Source organism: Acaryochloris sp. CCMEE 5410 (genome assembly GCF_000238775.2).
Taxonomy (GTDB): domain Bacteria; phylum Cyanobacteriota; class Cyanobacteriia; order Thermosynechococcales; family Thermosynechococcaceae; genus Acaryochloris.
In genome coordinates this window covers 1,046,407-1,062,924 of record NZ_AFEJ02000001.1, presented here as the reverse complement: position 1 = coordinate 1,062,924, position 16,518 = coordinate 1,046,407, and the positions used below count along the sequence as shown (strand labels likewise).

Sequence of the window (16,518 nt, the reverse complement as noted above, 5' to 3'; positions counted from 1 at the left end):
TTGATCGAACAAAAAGCTCTAACTGCGTCTATACGGCGAAAGGAGGAGTGATGTTACTCAACTTGAATTAAGATGTCACCAGGGACGTTGGTATTTTGCTTTAGGTGTTCAGTCAAAAAAATAAGACCTTTCTCTCCTAAAGGCTATGGCCAACAAGCTTTCTGGCGAAAGATTTGTAACATTCCTCATAGTATACACCTTCAGGTCGTGTATTCATTGTCTTATATAATTTAAATCTGTTTCCTCGTAACATTCCCTTTGGAACTATCAAATCCCCTATGTCTGCTGAAAAATGGAATGTAAATGAAGTTAGCCGCCGGCTCAATGAAGGTCGCCAAGCGAAGGCGGCTCAGGGGGGATATGCAGGATATGGTTCTCCTCCGTTTGGTCAGCTCTCCCATAATGGGGAGTTGGTGGATAATCCTCGGGAAACGGAGATTATTGATCTGATTCGCCGTCACCACAAATCTGGTAAATCTCTACAGCAGATTGCTGATTGGCTAAATCAACATGGCTATCAGACCAAGCGAGGGCGTTCGTGGAAGCGTATTTCTGTTAAGCGAGTGTTAGATCGGTTGTATGGCAAAACGGCTCGGATCTCAGGAGAGGCTAAGCAACATAAGCCAGATTGATGTGATTTCTTAACTCCTATCGTTACCTGGATTTGTCCAGTTGGGTGTGTGTTCTGATGCAGCAAAATGATCCGATGGTGGGCACTCCCAATTTGGCGGAGGCCATCAATTACCAGCCCCTAATCTTGGCACCAGAGACGGCGTTATTGGATGTGATCGCTCGTATGAGCCAAACTCCCTTTAGTTGTTGTGAGTTAGGGGCATCTTCCCAGTCTTCTTCGGGGGCAGAACCGGAGATGCCGCGACCCACCTGTGCTTTGATTATGCAGGACCAGGAGATTTTGGGCATCTTGACGGAGCGAGATATTGTCCGATTTGCTGCCGCTGGGATGGATTGCGATCGCATCACTGCTGCCGATGTCATGGCCCATCCCGTCAAAACTCTGCCCTTGGCTGATTTTAAGGATATTTTTGCGGTCATGTTTTTGTTTCGGCGGTATCGAATTCGCCATTTGCCGATCCTGGATGACCAAAACAAGCTAGTGGGCATTACGGAACCCAGTAGTCTGCGCCGGGTGTTGCGACCTGCCAATCTGTTAAAGCTGCGCCGGGTGTCTGAGGTGATGTCCACCTCCGTTATTCATGCCCCTCCCCATTGTTCGGTGCTCAGTCTGGCCCAGTTGATGGCTCAACATCGAGTGAGTTGCGTTGTGATTGTAGAACCTGCACCGGATGATGGCCTTAAACCCATTGGTATCGTCACAGAGCGGGATATTGTCCAATTTCAGGCAATGCAGTTTGATATTGGCAGAATTATGGCGGCAGAGGTGATGAGTTCTCCACTATTTTTACTGAATCCTGGAGATTCCCTATGGTCTGCCCATCAGGAAATGCAGCGCAGACGAGTCCGACGATTAGTGGTGTCCTGGAATTGGGGACAAGATTTAGGCATTGTCACGCAAACCAGTTTGTTAAAGGTGTTTGACCCATTGGAGATGTACGGCATTATTGAAACTTTGCAACAAACGATTCAACAGCTAGAGACGGAAAAAGCATCCTATTGGCGTCATCGAGATGCTGAAGTAAGCTAGTCAATCCTGGAGCAGGCTTTGATTCTCCTGGGATTTATGGGCGACTTTATGGGCATTTTGCTCCCAATTCACCCCATCAAAAGGCACCACTTCCATAGAGTCGGGCTGAGTATCTAAACAACGAACATTGATATCGTAGCCATCGGGGTTGGAGCGAGGAATGTAAAACGGCTTGATGCCACAGATCCGACAGAAGGTATGTTGTGCAACGCCTGTATTAAATCGATAGGTCGTTAGGGTATCTTGCCCCTGCAGTAAATTGAATTTGGATTGAGGTACGATCAGATGCAAGAATCCTGCTTTTGAGCAGATCGAGCAGTTGCATTCATCGACCTTGAGATCTTTGGGAGCCTCAACTTCGAACTGAATCGCGCCACAATGGCAACTGCCTAAATATTTCATGGAACCTTCCAAAATCTACTGGCAATAGATCTATCTTATGCTGAGCAAAGATTAAGCAATGGCAGCGTTTCGTTGCCCCAATAATCATGCAGCAGTTATTGATTGACCGTTTCCGAGGATTGTTTTTGGGAGTCGCCGTCTTAGACGCCCATGGTTATGGGCAGGACGACTCACACCGCAACAGCATCTTGGCTTCAGGGCAAGACGTTCCGTTGCCTAGAGAATCAGGGAAATGGTGTGAAGCCCTTGCCCTAGGCCAATCTGAGGTGATTGCCTATTCAAGGCAAGGGTCAAATGAGTCTCAAGTTCCTGCTATAGCTATTCCCGCTCCTGAGGACGACATTCAATTAGCCGTTCTAATTGCCCAGATGCTACCAGCCGCTCTGTTTTACCATGAAAATGTATCTCGTCTCCAAGACTATATTTGTGGCCATCGCCTCAGAGAAGCCCGTCCAGATCTGCAAGTAGAAGTGTTGGGTATTGAGGTTGCGATCGCACTTCTCTGCCAGGAACAGGCCAACCCTCAAACCCTGATTTCTCAACTGCTGGCCCAGGATTGCCTCTCTGGAACGACCTTGCATACTCAGCTACAACAAGTGCAGACGCTCCTTCAGACCCGATCTAGCCTTTTTAGGGTGTGGAGCGAAGTTAATGCGAAACGATCTTCAGAGACTTCACCGTTGGGAACTGCCTTAGCCATGGCCTGCTATTGCTGGTCGAGTACAGCGGATACCTTTGCCTTGACGGTGACCCGGCCTTTGACCTTACCCCAGTTCTCTTTGCTTACGACCTTGATTGCTGGCGCTTTATCTGGCGTATTTAACGGTGTTCATGCCATTCCATGGGCTTGGCAAGGAGCATTCTCTGCCCAATCAGGGGCTCGTACCTCTATCCTCGCCCAAGCGGATCAGCTCTTGGCGGCTTGGGCAGGGTATTTGAGCGATGACATCATTGCCCTCCCCTTGGAGCAAACAGCCATTTCTGCACCAGGCGTCCTGCGGCCTCGTGGGTAGTCCTGCCGCTTTCACTCCCAGATGTAAAAGCCGACCTCAGCTCCAGTTTAGGGGTACAAAAACCATAGGCAGTAGTATCAATGAGTGATTTGACTATAATTGAAGGACTTGAACAACAGTTGTGGACAAATCAAGGAACATCGTTATGCCAGCACTACTGACTTCTGCCTTCAGGATATTTCGCAATTGAATGGCCTATATGCCTTAGTCGCCTAACCATCCAATGAAGAAATTATTCCGTTCTCAGCAGGTACGTCTGAGCCGTTGGTTATCTTCCTCCGCCGCGTCACGTATTCCTTCGAACCGTTCTGCTCGTCGGTCTCTCAAGCAGCAATCGCCTCTATTGTTTGTGGTATCTGTCGCTGCTCTAACCAGCGTGATCGGCCATCGATTCTATAATGAGCCGCAACTAACGATTGGTACCGTTGCCCCAGAAACGATTAAGGCCCCAGAGTCTGCCCAAGCCGCCGATCCCATTGCCACAGCGGCTGCCCGTGAAGCCGCCTTTCGGAATGCGGTGAGCGTGTACATGGTTAATCCATCTCAAACCGCTGCTATTCAAGCGGATTTGGATTCTTACTTGGCAGATATCCAAAAATTCCGAGAGTCCACTGGAGACTTTCCCTATACATCGATTAAGACTTTGTCCCCTGGGGTGCAGCATTTTCTACGGCAACAGAATACCGGAGACTTTCAAACCCTTCTGAAGCAGATCAATGCCACGACCCCTACCTCTACCGCCTGGCTGAAGACCAAGGATGCCCAGGCGGCAATTAAAGCTTTGCGGACCTATCGAGCCAAAGAAAAAGATGGGGTTAAATGGTCTGCCTTGATGCAGAGTATCACCCAAGCCCAGCAAGACTATCAGGCTGCTTTAGGTAAGGTTCCTCCCCGTCTACAAGGATTTTCCAGCCGGACCCTTTTAGAATTTACAGAACCCGAGTGGGCGATGGCCCAGAAAAGGCTACGGACGGCGTTAAAACGGATTCTTACCCAAGGGATCCCGCCAGGATTACCCGGGACCGTGATGCGAAGTACCATTAAGGTCCAACTCCAGGACTATCCTGCCAAAGTTCAAGCCCTGGGCATCAAGTTATTGCCCAACGTCCTCAAGCCCAACCTGAGTATTGACCCCACCGGTACCTTACGTCAGCGAGAAATTATTGCGGAGCAGATTCCCCCCATTCTGATTCCCATTAATAAGGACGAGATCATTGTTAAATCCGGTGAGCGAATTTCCCAAGCTGACTTTGCCTTGCTCGAACATTTTGGCCTGAGTCGGCGGGGCATCAACTTGCTGGGCTTATTTGGGACGATGGCAGCCGTCAGTGGGGGGATTGCCGTATTTTTAGTCGTCCAACGACGCTGTCGCCTTGAATTTGATCGGCGAGACTATGTGTTGGTGTTAATGTTGTCAGCTAGTGCATCCCTGCTGATTTGGACAACCGCTCTGCGGTATACCAGTTTGCCTGCGGTCGGCCTGCTGGTGGGTAGTTTTTATGGACCGGTGCTGGGGGCAACAGTCGTCGTTATTCTCTCGAGCCTGATTTCCTTGGGGCTGAGTAGTGGGTTTATCGAGCTAGGAGCGATTGCTGTGGGGAGTTTAGTCGCCAGTCTCGTGGCGCGCCAACGACGTTCTCGGGAAGAGATTGCCCTGCTAGGGGTAATTGTCGCCATTACCCAAGGGGTGGCTTTGTTTATCCTCATGACTTTAGCCGGAGCCCCGGTCTATAGTATTTTGGGTTTGTCTCTGATTCAAGGGTTAGTGGGGTTAGGCTGGACCATTGTGGCCTTGGGGATCAGCCCCTATATCGAACATGTGTTTGACCTAGTGACCCCCATTCGGCTGGCGGAATTGGCGAATCCCAATCGACCCTTGCTCAAGCGGTTGTCCCGAGAAGCCCCTGGAACCTTTCAACACACGATGTTTGTGGCCACTTTGGCGGAAGCGGGGGCGAGTGCATTAGACTGTAATGTCGAGTTGGTGAGGACGGGAACCCTTTACCACGACATTGGCAAAATGCATGACCCCCAATTCTTTATTGAGAACCAGCGGGACACCACCAATAAACACGATCTGCTCAACGACCCTTGGCAGAGTGCCGAGATTATCAAGAAGCATGTATCTGAAGGGTTGGTGATGGCTCGTAAATGCCGTTTGCCTGCGGCAGTGCAGGCTTTTATCCCTGAGCACCAGGGGACGATGGTGATTGCCTTTTTCCATCATCAGGCTCAGCAGCAAACGGCGGCCAATCCCGATCTCGATCCGGTTCAAGAGTCTGATTTTCGCTATCCTGGACCCGTTCCCCAATCCCGAGAGACGGGGATTGTGATGTTGGCGGATTCCTGCGAAGCGGCGTTGCGATCCCTCAAAGATGCGACCCCAGACTTAGCCCTAAAAACCATCAACAAAATTTTCAAAGCCCGCTGGCAGGATAACCAGCTCGTGGATTCTCAGCTCACCCGAGATGAGTTAAATGTATTAGCAGAGGTGTTTGTGGAAGTATGGATGCAGTTTCATCACAAACGTATTCCTTACCCCACCGCAACCATCCCCCCCAAGTAAGAAAAAATATGTAACACTACTTTGGGTATCTCTGGTTTTTAGCCAGGGATGAGTGAACCATCCAGATTTTTATCCTGTTTTTGTGAGGAAACCCTATGGCTTTAACCGCTGGTACTGCTGCTCCTGCGTTTACGACTAAAGACACCAATGGCAACACGGTTTCCCTTGCCGATTATGCCGGGAAAACGGTTGTCTTATATTTCTATCCCAAAGACGATACGCCGGGCTGCACCAAAGAAGCCTGTAGCTTTCGTGATAACTACACCGCTTACCAAGGCAAAGATATTGTGGTCTTTGGGGTGAGTGGTGATGATGAAGGATCTCACCAAGACTTCACCAGTAAGTTCAATCTGCCGTTTCCCCTACTCGCCGACGTGGACCATAGCCTAATGAAGGCCTACGACGTTGATGGCGGTGGGTATGCCCAGCGCGTCACCTATGTGATTAACGGTCAAGGACAAATTGATAAAGTCTATACCTCCGTTAATACGGATACCCATGCCACTGATATTTTGGCTGACTTAGGTTTGTAAGATTTCGTGGTGATGCCACTGTAGAAAAAACGGTTTGATATCAAAAAAAGCGTCAAGCTCTTGGCGCTTTTTTCTATTGAAATAGGGACGTCCAAAATTTACTCCAACCTTCGACGGCGAATCAAAAGAAAGCCAATCCCGACCCAAAATAAAAGCAGTCCAGTCGTGAGTAACAAGATCGCGACTAGACCAAAGCGAGCGATTAAGGCTGGGGCAGCAGCCGTAAATAGGCCACCGCCGACAATGGGCTCAAAAAATAATTGCTTATAGGCGAAACTTTCAAAGGCACCGGAACGATTGTCACGGTCCACCATGCGCAGTAGCAGAATTCCCGTTGCAGTGACGCCCATGGATTGGCCCAAGTCACCAATTCCCCGTTCAAACCAATGATCTGGAAAAATTTTGGGGGCGTAATAGAGGAAAAAGACAATATTCCATGCAATACCGACTAGGCTGAGAATGACAAAGACGCCCAAGTTACTGCCTAGGACTTGCAATGAGATGGAGGCTAAGGCAGTGACGACCACCACGTCTAGAGCCAAGCCTGCAATATTTTTCATAAGTGGCTCAATAACGAGAGGGCCTAAGTTCAACTGATTCAAAATGATCTGAACTAAAATGCCCCCGATTAAAGCCATGGGGAACAACGGGACATAGGTCATTACTGCAACACCGGATCGTCCCCATGTGGCAGCCTCCAGCCCAGTCAATCCATTCAAAATCAGCCAACCGAAGACAATGGCAATCCCGACAATGCCAAAGTTAATCGAAAGCGGATCAATTAATAATCCTTGCAATAGCTTGGCCCGACGTTGCTTGATTTCAGGTGTTTCCGTAGAAGATAACTCCGGGATAACGTCTTCAACGTCTCCCACCCTTCGAGTGATGGATTGAATATGCCCCTGTCGACGTCCCCAACCCGCTAAAGCGGTTCCGGCAATGATGCCTGAGACAATGCCGACCGTCGCTAACCCCAGAGCTAAGTCACCCCCATCTTGAAACCCCAATGTTTCCATGGTTTTAGCCATCCCCCCAGCCGTGCCATGTCCTCCCTCAAAACCGATCTCAATCAAGGCACCAGAGATAGGATGGGCGCCAAACACGGGCCTTAACAGCACGAGGGTTACGAATAGCCCGACTACATATTGCCCCCAAGCCAGACTCTGGCCGAAAATAACCTGTGGAGCTGCCTTTCTCCAAATTTCTTTGGGACTGGGAAGTTGTTCTCCCAAGAAGAGGGCAGCAAAGACAATGTTAATAAACAGGCCAGGGGACTGGGACCAAACCGCACGAATCGGTTCTGAGAATATCCCCTCCGCTAGGAAAGTGTCTGTTCCCAGAAATTGTTGGCTTAGCCCCCCCAAGACTTGTGGGCCTAAAATTAACGCCAAAAATCCAGCCACAATGGATTCTGGTAGATGCAGTTGTTGGAGCCAGCGAATCTTCTGTTTGAGGTATCGCCCTGCAAGTAACAGTAGCGATAAAATCACGAAGGCGAAGAAGATGTCTTTTAGACTAAACATAGTTTCTCTAATAACGAGATCGTTTCGGTACTCAGAAAGTCTCAGAGAGGGCGGTCCATGCTCCAGAAATAATTCTGAGATCAGTCATTCCCAGCTCAGTTTACTCTTGCGCCAGCTTAGGGGAGAGACCCTTCAGGTCTATTTTGAGGCAGACTGACGTTTCCGAATGGGCTCGTGTTCTAGAGTTCAACATGTTGTTTGACAAGTACAAACTTAATCGCTCAACTGCAGGAGTTGAATGAGGTCTTGAGTACCAGTATTCTTAAACCACTAAACTCGGTCCTTCTTTATGATCAAAGGATGAGCTGCATGCTACCCATTGTTTATTCGGATCGCTTTCTTGAACATTTAACAGGTCCTTACCATCCCGAAAAACCGGAACGGTTAACGGCGATTAAAACCGCTCTAGAACAAGCCTCCTGGGCCGATCAATTGCAGTGGTTATTGCCTACTCCCATCACGCAACGTGATCCCTTGGAATGGATTAACCGTGTTCATACTGCTGACTATATCCAGCAAGTTCAATCTTTGGCTGAATCGGGGGGCAGCTACCTCGATCCAGATACGGTGGTGTCTTCTCACAGTTATGAAGTAGCTTTGCTGGCCGTGAATGCTTGGATGGATGGCGTCGATCAGGTGCTGGCCCAAGAATCTCCTGCCTTTGTGTTGGCCAGACCCCCGGGGCACCATGCAGTACAAGAGACAGGAATGGGGTTTTGCCTGTTTTCTAATGCTGCGATCGCAGCCCACTACGCCCTCACCCGCCCTGGTATTGAGCGAGTCGCCATTCTCGATTGGGATGTTCACCATGGCAATGGCACCCAAGCGATTGTGGAGTCCCATGCCCAGATTGCCTACTGCTCTCTGCATCAATCCCCTTGCTATCCCGGTACTGGAACGGCGAGTGAAACTGGCTTACACGGTAATGTTTTGAATCTGCCAATGTCGGCAGGCAGTACCCTAGCGGATTATGATCCGCAGTTTAGAGATCAGATCATGCCTTTCTTCAGGGAGTTCAAGCCTGATTTACTGTTGGTCAGTGCTGGCTACGATGCGAATGCAGCCGATCCCTTAGCTGGGATTAATCTAACGCCCCAAGATTATGGCGTTTTCACTCAGTACTGTCTAAAACTGACCGCCAAGATTCTATTTGGTTTAGAGGGCGGATATGATTTACCTGCTTTAGCTCAGTCTGTATGCTCCACAATTGATGTCTGTTTAAAGTGATTGGGCAGCCATTCTTATTCATAAGTTTGAACGGGGTGAAGTCTATTGTGGAATCTGATCCTGTATGGGTTTGTGGTAGCAAAACTAATCTGTCGAATTTCTTGCGCTGCTTTCCATTCCCTATCCCCGCAAAATTATGGGCATCCTAACTCTATTGAATGATTAAGCTGCGTTAGCAGTCCGTGTTAAGATGCAATGCTCTAAATCTTTACTATCCCTTGTCGCGTTAATGGGTACCTCGTTATTGTGCGGGTGCAGTGAAATCACCAAAATTCAGACTCAAAATAAGTATCTTAATGCCACCATTAACCCGGGAGTTGGCCTTGGTGATATTAGCCTTCGCTCCACCTCACTGAGAGAAATCACTGCTCAATTAGGACGGAACTATAAACGGGAAGTCCGTGGTGTTATCGGGCAGCAATGTGAATTTGGGGTATGTTCAACAGGGCGCAAAGAAACGATCACTCGTTACTGCCCAGGCTGAAGCACTGGTCTAACAGGATTGTCAGCAAAAATACTTTTGAGTGCATCCAGTACAGGGATATCTTGCTTTCTCAAAGTTGAAATATAACCGCGAATGCGGCAGAACTGCTGGGCACCTGCCAAGGAGCGAAAACATCCCGATATCTTCTGCTTCAACTTCATCATGCGGATATCGCGCTCAGCCTGATTGTTATCAAAAGGCACCTGAAAATCATACATAAACGCCAAGACAGCAGCTTGGTGCTTTCGAAGTCGGTCGAGCAAGTTTTGGGTGTACTCTGCTTCTGCTTGCCTCGTTTCTTGGGTGCATTTTCATCGACGGTTGGCATTGGATTATGCTTGAATCCATCGGCTAACACTTGGCGATACCGCTGCTCAAACGCCTCGACTTGTCTCGCATCGAGAACGCTTAAGTGTTCAGCTTTTGCCCGCTCTACCTCAGCTTTGATATCTAGCAGCAGTGAGATCATCTCCTCAGCCCAAGGTTGTTTGTAGCGTTCAACAATAAATCGGAGTTCGCGCAAATGATGGGCATTGCATAAGCTATGCGTACAACCATAGCGGGCATAGCTCTTCCAACCATCATGAATACTCGTGCCCGTAAAGTTTGGCAGAATATCCATTTCGTCCATCGCTGCTGTGCCGCGTTTGGCATGGACAAAGTAGTAGGTTAATCCACTCGTACAAGCGACATGCAGCCACCACAACTTGCTGTTGACTCGCAACCCCGTCTCGTCAAAATGTCCCACAGCTGCTTGCTCAATAGCGTCTTTGATCTGGGCTTCAATCGGTTCTAATTGCTGGGCACAGGTTGTACGGGTGTTGCACAGGGTTCCTTCAGAAACCTGACAACCCAAGAGGTCTTTAAGCAGTTCACGGGTGCGCTCAAACGGCAACAGTTGAGCCTCCATCAAATACACCATCAAGCCTTTGAGATTACTGCCATACTGAACCACATTGGTGACATCGCTGGGGAATTTACCCCGGTTCAAGGTTTGACAGTGCTCACAATATTTGACTTCTGCTTGATGCTCGATGACCTGTAATGACAAGGAGGGCAGCTCATGAACCTGGCGCAGTTCATACTCAAGGACGGCGACCTCTGTTAACGAGGCACCACAGCCTTGACATTGAGTGACTGGATGTAACACTACGGCATCGACGGTTTCACGCCATTCCAAGGTACTACCGGGATGGCCTTTTTGACCCCCACTTTTACGCTTACTCTTACCCCGTAGACTTTTGGTCCGCTTCCCAAAGCCATCGCTTGAGGGTGGTTTACTACTGTTCCGACTATCTTTGCCAAGATGCTCTTCTAGTCGCTCTATCCGTTTAATAAGAAGGGTGACCAGCTCAACAACTGCATCCTCTCCTTGATGGTAGATTGCTCGAATATCAGATTCACTAATTTTCTGGTCAGAGACTTGGGAGCATGTCACCTTTGCAGATGCACAAAATTTAGAATTAAAAATTTGATGTCTGAAAGCAAGGCTAGCAAGGATTTCTGAGATGAGTATAAATACTAGCTTGCAAAGGTGACATGCTCCCAGAGACTTTCTTGTTCAACGAATGAGTACGGATTGACTGCTGGTGTGCTTAAAACATAGTCTCAGATAGAGTTATACCTTCATTCTCAACACAATGATTTAAGCCTGGGCAGTAACGATCACTCTAGACTATAAGTCTTTAGGCATTAAATTTAGGTTTGAACAGCATATTGAGAACGTTCAACGGGAAGGCGCTTTGCCCTTAAAGGAGATCCGTGTGACTTGTATCAAGGACAGTTGTCCTTTTAAAGGTAAGACAGAGCAAGGGATCGGGTTAGGGGATACTCGAAAACAATTAAAAGAAGCCCATGGTAATCCCAAACGATCAGCCGAAAACACCTGGAAGTGGTCTTATCCTAAAAAGGGTATTTCCTTTGAAATTGATAAGAAGTATGGAGATCCAATACGAGATAGCGATCTCATCAAGACCATCGTGATTTCCAAAGATTTAAGGTAAGGTGCATTGCACTTGAATCGTCAGGTTTGGCAGAGGAAAGCGACCTGTTCTATTCATTTAGCCCAATTTATTTCACCTTTGGATCTCTAGGAAAGTTTAGGTGTATTATCATGCAAGTCTGTTTTTATGACGAGATAAGAATCTTTAATAATTTAGTTTAGTAGATTGAATGACTTTGGCCTTATATCCCGTGGTGGATAGCTGTGTTTTTAGAGTTGATGAATCTATCAGTTTTTGCAAAAAATGTAACTTTTCGAGTTTAGATTGCCTGAATAAAAACGAGTGAATTGATGACTCCTACTAATTAAGTTAGGTTCCAGAAAACTTAGCTGGTGTATTGAAGGAAAATTTAATTATTCCCGAACTTCCGTTCTGGTTTGGGTTGTGGAGTTATTAAGAACCCTATGGTTATTTCTTTCTTATTTCTACCTTTAAAAGTTTATCTGTAAAGGTAATAATTCCAAAAACTGAGGGCACAATACCGGTAACTGAATTTCAGGAAAATACAAATGGCAGCAGATCTTTCTCTACTGCTGTTTTAAGTATCAAATGGCACAATAACGCTGTCAACGGTCTTATGAACAGCGTTATTAGTTTTCAATACGTTGCCTTTCAGGACATAGATTAGTACAGACTATTCTTCATATCTGAATTGCAGCAATTGATACATCAGCTTCTTAGTTCTGGTGCCATTCTTGTACAAATTAGTCGGCCTTGGCCTCGGCTACTGTTATTCAGGATAACCGTATACAGAACCTTTATTGGAAATATATAAATGAAAGCTGATCTTCCCGTTATTGGATTCACAATTGTCGTTTTAGAGTATCTTGGTTTCAAATTTGCTTTGTTAACCGCAATGATGAAGGGCTTTTGGCCCCCTGAAATGTGTAAAGTGATTGATCTAACACTGATGTTCTTTGCTATTTCTGCAACCCTATGGTTAGCATCTTTACCTGTAAAGAAAAGAAATTAGACATTTAATCAATCGCCTCTTTACTCCTGCGAATTAGCAAGTTTTGCTGCTTCTGATTGGTAAAAAGAACGGCAGTTCCAACTATCTAAAATTGGCTCGGTAAACCCCTACTTTGCAATCGCAGGTTCAGATTTCGGTTGGGGTTTGAGCACTTGTTCTACCCGAGCCTGTCCTAAAGAATAGGTGACTGCATAGCTTCGGGCTAATAGGCTTAACCAGAGCTGAGGAAATCGGTTCTCAAGGTGAGGTTGGAGCCATCGGACAGTTTGTGGAAACCAAGACCGCAGCAGGGCGTTAACAAAGGCGTCTACGGTAAAGCTCCAATAGCTAGCCAGCCAACGGAATAAGTCTTTAGAACTGACCATGACCCAAATCCATAGGAGTAGGGCAGGGTTTGTAATGGCCGCTTTGAGGGCCATACGATTGAGGGGTAACCAGCCAAATCGATCTTTAATAAAGGCTTCTGTCACCGCTGGATCTTCTTCCTCCAAGATGCCAAAGAAGGTGTTGAGCATGGCATTTACGCGTTCGGGAGGCAGATGTTGACCCGTGGGCACCATCATCCCTCGCGAGAATAGCCAGGTGACGGCCACATTACTTTGATAAGCCCGAATTTGGTTGAGGTGTTGAGCCTGCAGCAAATCATGTTTAAGGGCGGTATCTAGTAAGTCCGTTAATCGCGGTAGGTTGCGAACTAAGGAGCCAAAACCCGTGAAAATAAGGGGCGATTGTAAGGAGGCTGAGTCTCCGATCGCAATCAGTCGATCAAATGCGATAGTGCGATCGCAACTATCCAAACTAAAATGCCCTGGAATATAGCCAAACGTCGGCTTGATCCAAATCAAATTATCTAAATCGCAGCGACGATACTCCGGCAGAATTGTAAAAAAGTCCTCGTACATCTCCAGCAGAGAACCGGGATTGTCGGGATGGACCTGATGGTAGTGGAATAGATAAAACGTTAGCTCATCCCCTTGGCCAGGGAACAGCTCCCAAATGAGCTGCCGTCCCCTCGAGATATCGCCGTGGCTATTGAGAACATCTCCGTATCGGGCGTCCCAAACCTCGCGATCTAAACCAGAAATGACTGCTCCAACTGTAGGACAGACACTATCAAAAGAACGCCCACCATTCAGTTGCCAGGCAATTGGAGACGCCGTTCCCATAGCATCTACGAGCAAGCGTCCTGTGACCGTTTTCTCTGCACCACTAGGAAGATGAATCACCTGCACACAGGCAGCCTCGCCAATGTCCACTCGCTGAAATTCAGTTTGGTCCCAGATTTCGCCTCCGGCCTGTCTGAGCTTTTCACCACACAACCGCAGCAATCGTTCAGAGTCGATGGCGATATTGAGAACGGTCGGTGTCTTTAAAACGGGAGCTTTACATTGGGATGGGTTGTTGGCGTCGAAGAATTTGTGAAACCCATCCACATATTCAGAGGCAATTAAGCTTTCAAATTCGGCCGGGGTGAATAAACCCAAATCAATCAGATTGGCAAACTCGCTGCGGGAGATATTCCATTCCCGGTTCATCCGGCCAAAGGGCAACCGCTCGATCAGCAGAACTCGATAGCCCAGCCGAGCCATTACCGCTGCATGAATCACCCCAAGGGCACCCCCCAAATAGACCAAATCATATTCAGGCGTACTTGATACGGTTTGGGCAAACACCACTTGTCGGGGTTGCTGGGGGTGACGAACCCCTTCACGCCAGCGTTGCTCCCACCAGTAAGCTCGGGTGAGATCATATTCACCATTCGGAAAGCGCTGAAAATATTGAACGGTGCGAGGATAGTCCTTGGCCAAAGCATTAAAGATCGACTCTTTCTCTAAGTCGATCTTGGGAGGTTTGGGATAGTAATAGGGGAAGTGAGTTCTTAAGGCCTGCTCTAAGTGGTTAACCAGCTTCTTTTCCTGGGGGACCGGAGCAGAGCCCCACCGAAAAACTTTTAGATAAGTGGTGCGCTGCAAAGACCATACAAAAATAGCCAGTTCGCTAGACTGTCCTGAAAATTGCAATCGGCAACCGGAGGTTGTCGATACCTTTTGGCCTGAAGGGGAAATATATGAAGATTGCAACCAATGTCTAACAGCGTCAGTATTCGGCGTGGGGATTTCTAAATAGGAAAGTTCTTGCATACCCTGTTGTATCGGAGAGAAACGGTTTATTGGCGATAAACCTTATGTGCAACTGCGCTGTGGATTGATGATTGAGAACAAGGACATGGGTTGTTCGTTTACTGATGGGTGAATGATTATGACCACGAAATATCGACGCTAGGCTTAAAAAACAGCGCAGCTAACCACACCATAAGCTAATTTTGATCCTTGGCACACTTTGTTATTTCGCTTTTGTAAAATGAATTATGATAAATAGAAATATAAAGTTTCGTTAAGATCCATGCAAGCCTTCCCCAATCTTTTTGAGCTTCCGATAGCCGAATCTGCTACTAAACTCGCGTATGAGACGATTCAAAAAGGTAAGAATGCTTTTGGTGTTGCCCATCGCCAAGTTCTGGCAAATCTCAAAAACACTTTTTATCCCAATCTAAGCACTGTACAAGCTTGGGATGAGGCAACCCTGCAAAAAGTTCAGGAACGCCAAAGTCAACTGATGGAAACGGACTGGCAGGATGCTCAAGAAGGGGTATATCCCACCAGTTTATTGTTTGATAATCCTTGGGATGAGTTCTTTCGGCTCTATCCTCAAGTTTGGTTGGATGCCCCCAAGACTTGGCAACGAGCATCACAGAAGAATTATCAGGAGTTTGCTCCAGAAATTGATGTTGAAGGTTATCCCCAGTACTACGTCCGCAACTTCCACCATCAAACCGATGGGTATTTAGGAGAACAATCTGCCGAAATCTACGATTTACAAGTAGAGCTTTTATTTGGTGGGACTGGGGATCCCATGCGCCGTCGAGTATTAGCTCCCTTAAAGAGAGGGCTGGCTGTTTTCTCTAATATTCCTGCTAGTCAAATGCGCATTCTGGATGTTCCCTGTGGTGCTGGGCGGACATTGAAGCAGTTACGGGGGGCCTTTCCTAAGGCCGCTCTACATGGCGTCGATTTGTCTAAGACGTATCTCCAAAAGACGAATCGGTTACTGTCTCAAGACCGGGGCGATTTACCTCAGTTGTTACAGGCCAATGCTGAAGCCTTACCTTACGTTGACCAATATTTTCATGGCATCAGCAGTGTGTTCTTGTTTCATGAACTGCCTGCTCCAGCTCGTCAGAATGTGATTAATGAATGCTTCCGGGTGCTCAAACCGGGTGGGGTATTTGTCATTTGTGATTCGATTCAGCTTGAGGATTCACCAGAACTCAAAGCGGCAATCGATAGTTTCCCGGTCATGATGCATGAACCCTTCTATCCCCATTACTCTACCGACAATATTGTTGAGCGTCTTCAGACTGCTGGATTTGTAGATGTGGCCCAAGAAGTGCATTTTATGAGTAAATATTTTATTGCTCATAAACCTGACTCGTTCAGCTAATATTCTCGTTCCATCAATCCTAAAAAGATGATCCAGGCATTTTTAGGAAGTCTATTTCGGCTGGGGTGGAGTCTCGATTGAGTATGGCGTTGCGGTGGGGGAATCGGCCAAAGCGGTCAATGATATCTCGATGCCGCATAGCAAAGTCAACATAGCGCTCAAACGTATCCTTTAAGCGGGGTTCTGATTCAGCAGTCAGACGTTGGAAGAGTTGAATGCAATGTTCTTGGTCTGCTAAAGATTCAGAATGCTCTAACGGCAGGTAAAAAAACACTCGCTGTATGGGACGTAGGGATTGATCGGTTCCATCTTTTAGACCTTGTTTACAGAGCGTTCTTGCGATCGCATCATAGGCAAAAGCCTGAGCCGTGCCCCGAAACATATTGCGGGAGAACTGATCGGTCAGCAGAATTAGCGCTAAAGTGCCGAGGGGTGTCTGTTGCCATGCCTCTAGTTCACCGTTAGCAACCTTGGGTAAATAGCTAGAGAAGCGGGCTTTAATTTCTATATCAACGTCAGGATTCTTCGACCACCAAAGCTTGGAGTGTTGTTGGACGATTTCCAAATCATCCTGGCTAGAGCCAAACCAAAACTCGCAGATGGTTTCAGGAGATTCCATTTCGTTCGTTT

13 protein-coding genes and 1 pseudogene are annotated in these 16,518 nt (G+C 47.4%); 9 read left to right on the top strand and 5 right to left on the bottom strand.

What is annotated here, in order from left to right:
- The first annotated feature begins 278 nt into the window (after window positions 1–278).
- Window positions 279–632: a recombinase family protein gene (locus ON05_RS04700; protein WP_010481066.1), complete on the top strand. Its 354-nt coding sequence runs from the start codon at window positions 279–281 to the stop codon at window positions 630–632.
- Window positions 633–688: 56 nt separating this feature from the next.
- The gene (locus tag ON05_RS04695; protein WP_010481065.1) at window positions 689–1,663 is read left to right on the top strand and encodes a CBS domain-containing protein; all 975 of its coding nucleotides are present in this window, start codon (window positions 689–691) and stop codon (window positions 1,661–1,663) included.
- Here the strand turns inward: ON05_RS04695 and ON05_RS04690 are convergent, their stop codons facing one another.
- The gene (locus ON05_RS04690; protein WP_010481063.1) at window positions 1,664–2,065 is read right to left on the bottom strand and encodes a GFA family protein; all 402 of its coding nucleotides are present in this window, start codon (window positions 2,063–2,065) and stop codon (window positions 1,664–1,666) included.
- Window positions 2,066–2,151: 86 nt separating this feature from the next.
- On the opposite strand from ON05_RS04690, the gene ON05_RS04685 reads away from it, so the two are divergent.
- From ON05_RS04685 to ON05_RS04675, 3 genes are all read left to right on the top strand, one after another.
- On the top strand, window positions 2,152–3,078 hold the full coding sequence (locus ON05_RS04685) for a hypothetical protein (protein WP_010481061.1): 927 nt from the start codon (window positions 2,152–2,154) through the stop codon (window positions 3,076–3,078).
- 223 nt (window positions 3,079–3,301) lie between these two features.
- Window positions 3,302–5,644 carry an HD family phosphohydrolase gene (locus ON05_RS04680; RefSeq protein ID WP_236619176.1) on the top strand — a complete coding sequence of 781 codons (2,343 nt, stop codon included), beginning with the start codon at window positions 3,302–3,304 and terminating at the stop codon, window positions 5,642–5,644.
- 95 nt (window positions 5,645–5,739) lie between these two features.
- Window positions 5,740–6,177 carry a peroxiredoxin gene (locus ON05_RS04675; RefSeq protein ID WP_010481058.1) on the top strand — a complete coding sequence of 146 codons (438 nt, stop codon included), beginning with the start codon at window positions 5,740–5,742 and terminating at the stop codon, window positions 6,175–6,177.
- A gap of 98 nt (window positions 6,178–6,275) precedes the next feature.
- On the opposite strand, the gene ON05_RS04670 is transcribed toward ON05_RS04675, so the two are convergent.
- Window positions 6,276–7,700 (bottom strand): sodium/glutamate symporter, encoded by a 1,425-nt coding sequence (locus ON05_RS04670; RefSeq protein ID WP_010481056.1) that lies wholly within the window; start codon window positions 7,698–7,700, stop codon window positions 6,276–6,278.
- Window positions 7,701–8,009: 309 nt separating this feature from the next.
- Here ON05_RS04670 and ON05_RS04665 point away from each other — a divergent pair, with 309 nt between their 5' ends.
- Entirely contained in the window at window positions 8,010–8,927 is a 918-nt protein-coding gene (locus ON05_RS04665) for a histone deacetylase (protein ID WP_010481054.1), read from the top strand.
- 468 nt (window positions 8,928–9,395) lie between these two features.
- Here ON05_RS04665 and tnpC read toward each other — a convergent pair.
- Window positions 9,396–10,819 (bottom strand): annotated as a pseudogene (tnpC, locus tag ON05_RS04660) (IS66 family transposase).
- A gap of 355 nt (window positions 10,820–11,174) precedes the next feature.
- On the opposite strand from tnpC, the gene ON05_RS04655 reads away from it, so the two are divergent.
- Window positions 11,175–11,414 (top strand): hypothetical protein, encoded by a 240-nt coding sequence (locus tag ON05_RS04655; protein ID WP_010478683.1) that lies wholly within the window; start codon window positions 11,175–11,177, stop codon window positions 11,412–11,414.
- Window positions 11,415–12,189: 775 nt separating this feature from the next.
- On the top strand, window positions 12,190–12,387 hold the full coding sequence (locus ON05_RS04650) for a hypothetical protein (protein WP_010478685.1): 198 nt from the start codon (window positions 12,190–12,192) through the stop codon (window positions 12,385–12,387).
- A 107-nt stretch (window positions 12,388–12,494) separates the two neighbouring features.
- On the opposite strand, the gene ON05_RS04645 is transcribed toward ON05_RS04650, so the two are convergent.
- A complete protein-coding gene (locus ON05_RS04645) occupies window positions 12,495–14,528 on the bottom strand; it encodes an NAD(P)/FAD-dependent oxidoreductase (RefSeq protein ID WP_029315539.1) in 2,034 nt (677 codons plus the stop codon).
- A 262-nt stretch (window positions 14,529–14,790) separates the two neighbouring features.
- On the opposite strand from ON05_RS04645, the gene ON05_RS04640 reads away from it, so the two are divergent.
- Window positions 14,791–15,888: a class I SAM-dependent methyltransferase gene (locus tag ON05_RS04640; RefSeq protein ID WP_010478689.1), complete on the top strand. Its 1,098-nt coding sequence runs from the start codon at window positions 14,791–14,793 to the stop codon at window positions 15,886–15,888.
- A 19-nt stretch (window positions 15,889–15,907) separates the two neighbouring features.
- On the opposite strand, the gene ON05_RS04635 is transcribed toward ON05_RS04640, so the two are convergent.
- Window positions 15,908–16,507 (bottom strand): DUF924 family protein, encoded by a 600-nt coding sequence (locus ON05_RS04635; RefSeq protein ID WP_010478690.1) that lies wholly within the window; start codon window positions 16,505–16,507, stop codon window positions 15,908–15,910.
- Window positions 16,508–16,518: the final 11 nt, after the last annotated feature.

Excerpts from the sequence above, each read along its gene's own strand:
- ON05_RS04700 (WP_010481066.1), top strand. The coding sequence starts at position 279 with ATGTCTGCTGAAAAATGGAATGTAAATGAAGTTAGCCGCCGGCTCAAT.
- ON05_RS04695 (WP_010481065.1), top strand. The coding sequence starts at position 689 with ATGCAGCAAAATGATCCGATGGTGGGCACTCCCAATTTGGCGGAGGCC.
- ON05_RS04690 (WP_010481063.1), bottom strand. The coding sequence starts at position 2,065 with ATGAAATATTTAGGCAGTTGCCATTGTGGCGCGATTCAGTTCGAAGTT.
- ON05_RS04685 (WP_010481061.1), top strand. The coding sequence starts at position 2,152 with ATGCAGCAGTTATTGATTGACCGTTTCCGAGGATTGTTTTTGGGAGTC.
- ON05_RS04680 (WP_236619176.1), top strand. The coding sequence starts at position 3,302 with ATGAAGAAATTATTCCGTTCTCAGCAGGTACGTCTGAGCCGTTGGTTA.
- ON05_RS04675 (WP_010481058.1), top strand. The coding sequence starts at position 5,740 with ATGGCTTTAACCGCTGGTACTGCTGCTCCTGCGTTTACGACTAAAGAC.
- ON05_RS04670 (WP_010481056.1), bottom strand. The coding sequence starts at position 7,700 with ATGTTTAGTCTAAAAGACATCTTCTTCGCCTTCGTGATTTTATCGCTA.
- ON05_RS04665 (WP_010481054.1), top strand. The coding sequence starts at position 8,010 with ATGCTACCCATTGTTTATTCGGATCGCTTTCTTGAACATTTAACAGGT.
- ON05_RS04650 (WP_010478685.1), top strand. The coding sequence starts at position 12,190 with ATGAAAGCTGATCTTCCCGTTATTGGATTCACAATTGTCGTTTTAGAG.
- ON05_RS04645 (WP_029315539.1), bottom strand. The coding sequence starts at position 14,528 with ATGCAAGAACTTTCCTATTTAGAAATCCCCACGCCGAATACTGACGCT.
- ON05_RS04640 (WP_010478689.1), top strand. The coding sequence starts at position 14,791 with ATGCAAGCCTTCCCCAATCTTTTTGAGCTTCCGATAGCCGAATCTGCT.
- ON05_RS04635 (WP_010478690.1), bottom strand. The coding sequence starts at position 16,507 with ATGGAATCTCCTGAAACCATCTGCGAGTTTTGGTTTGGCTCTAGCCAG.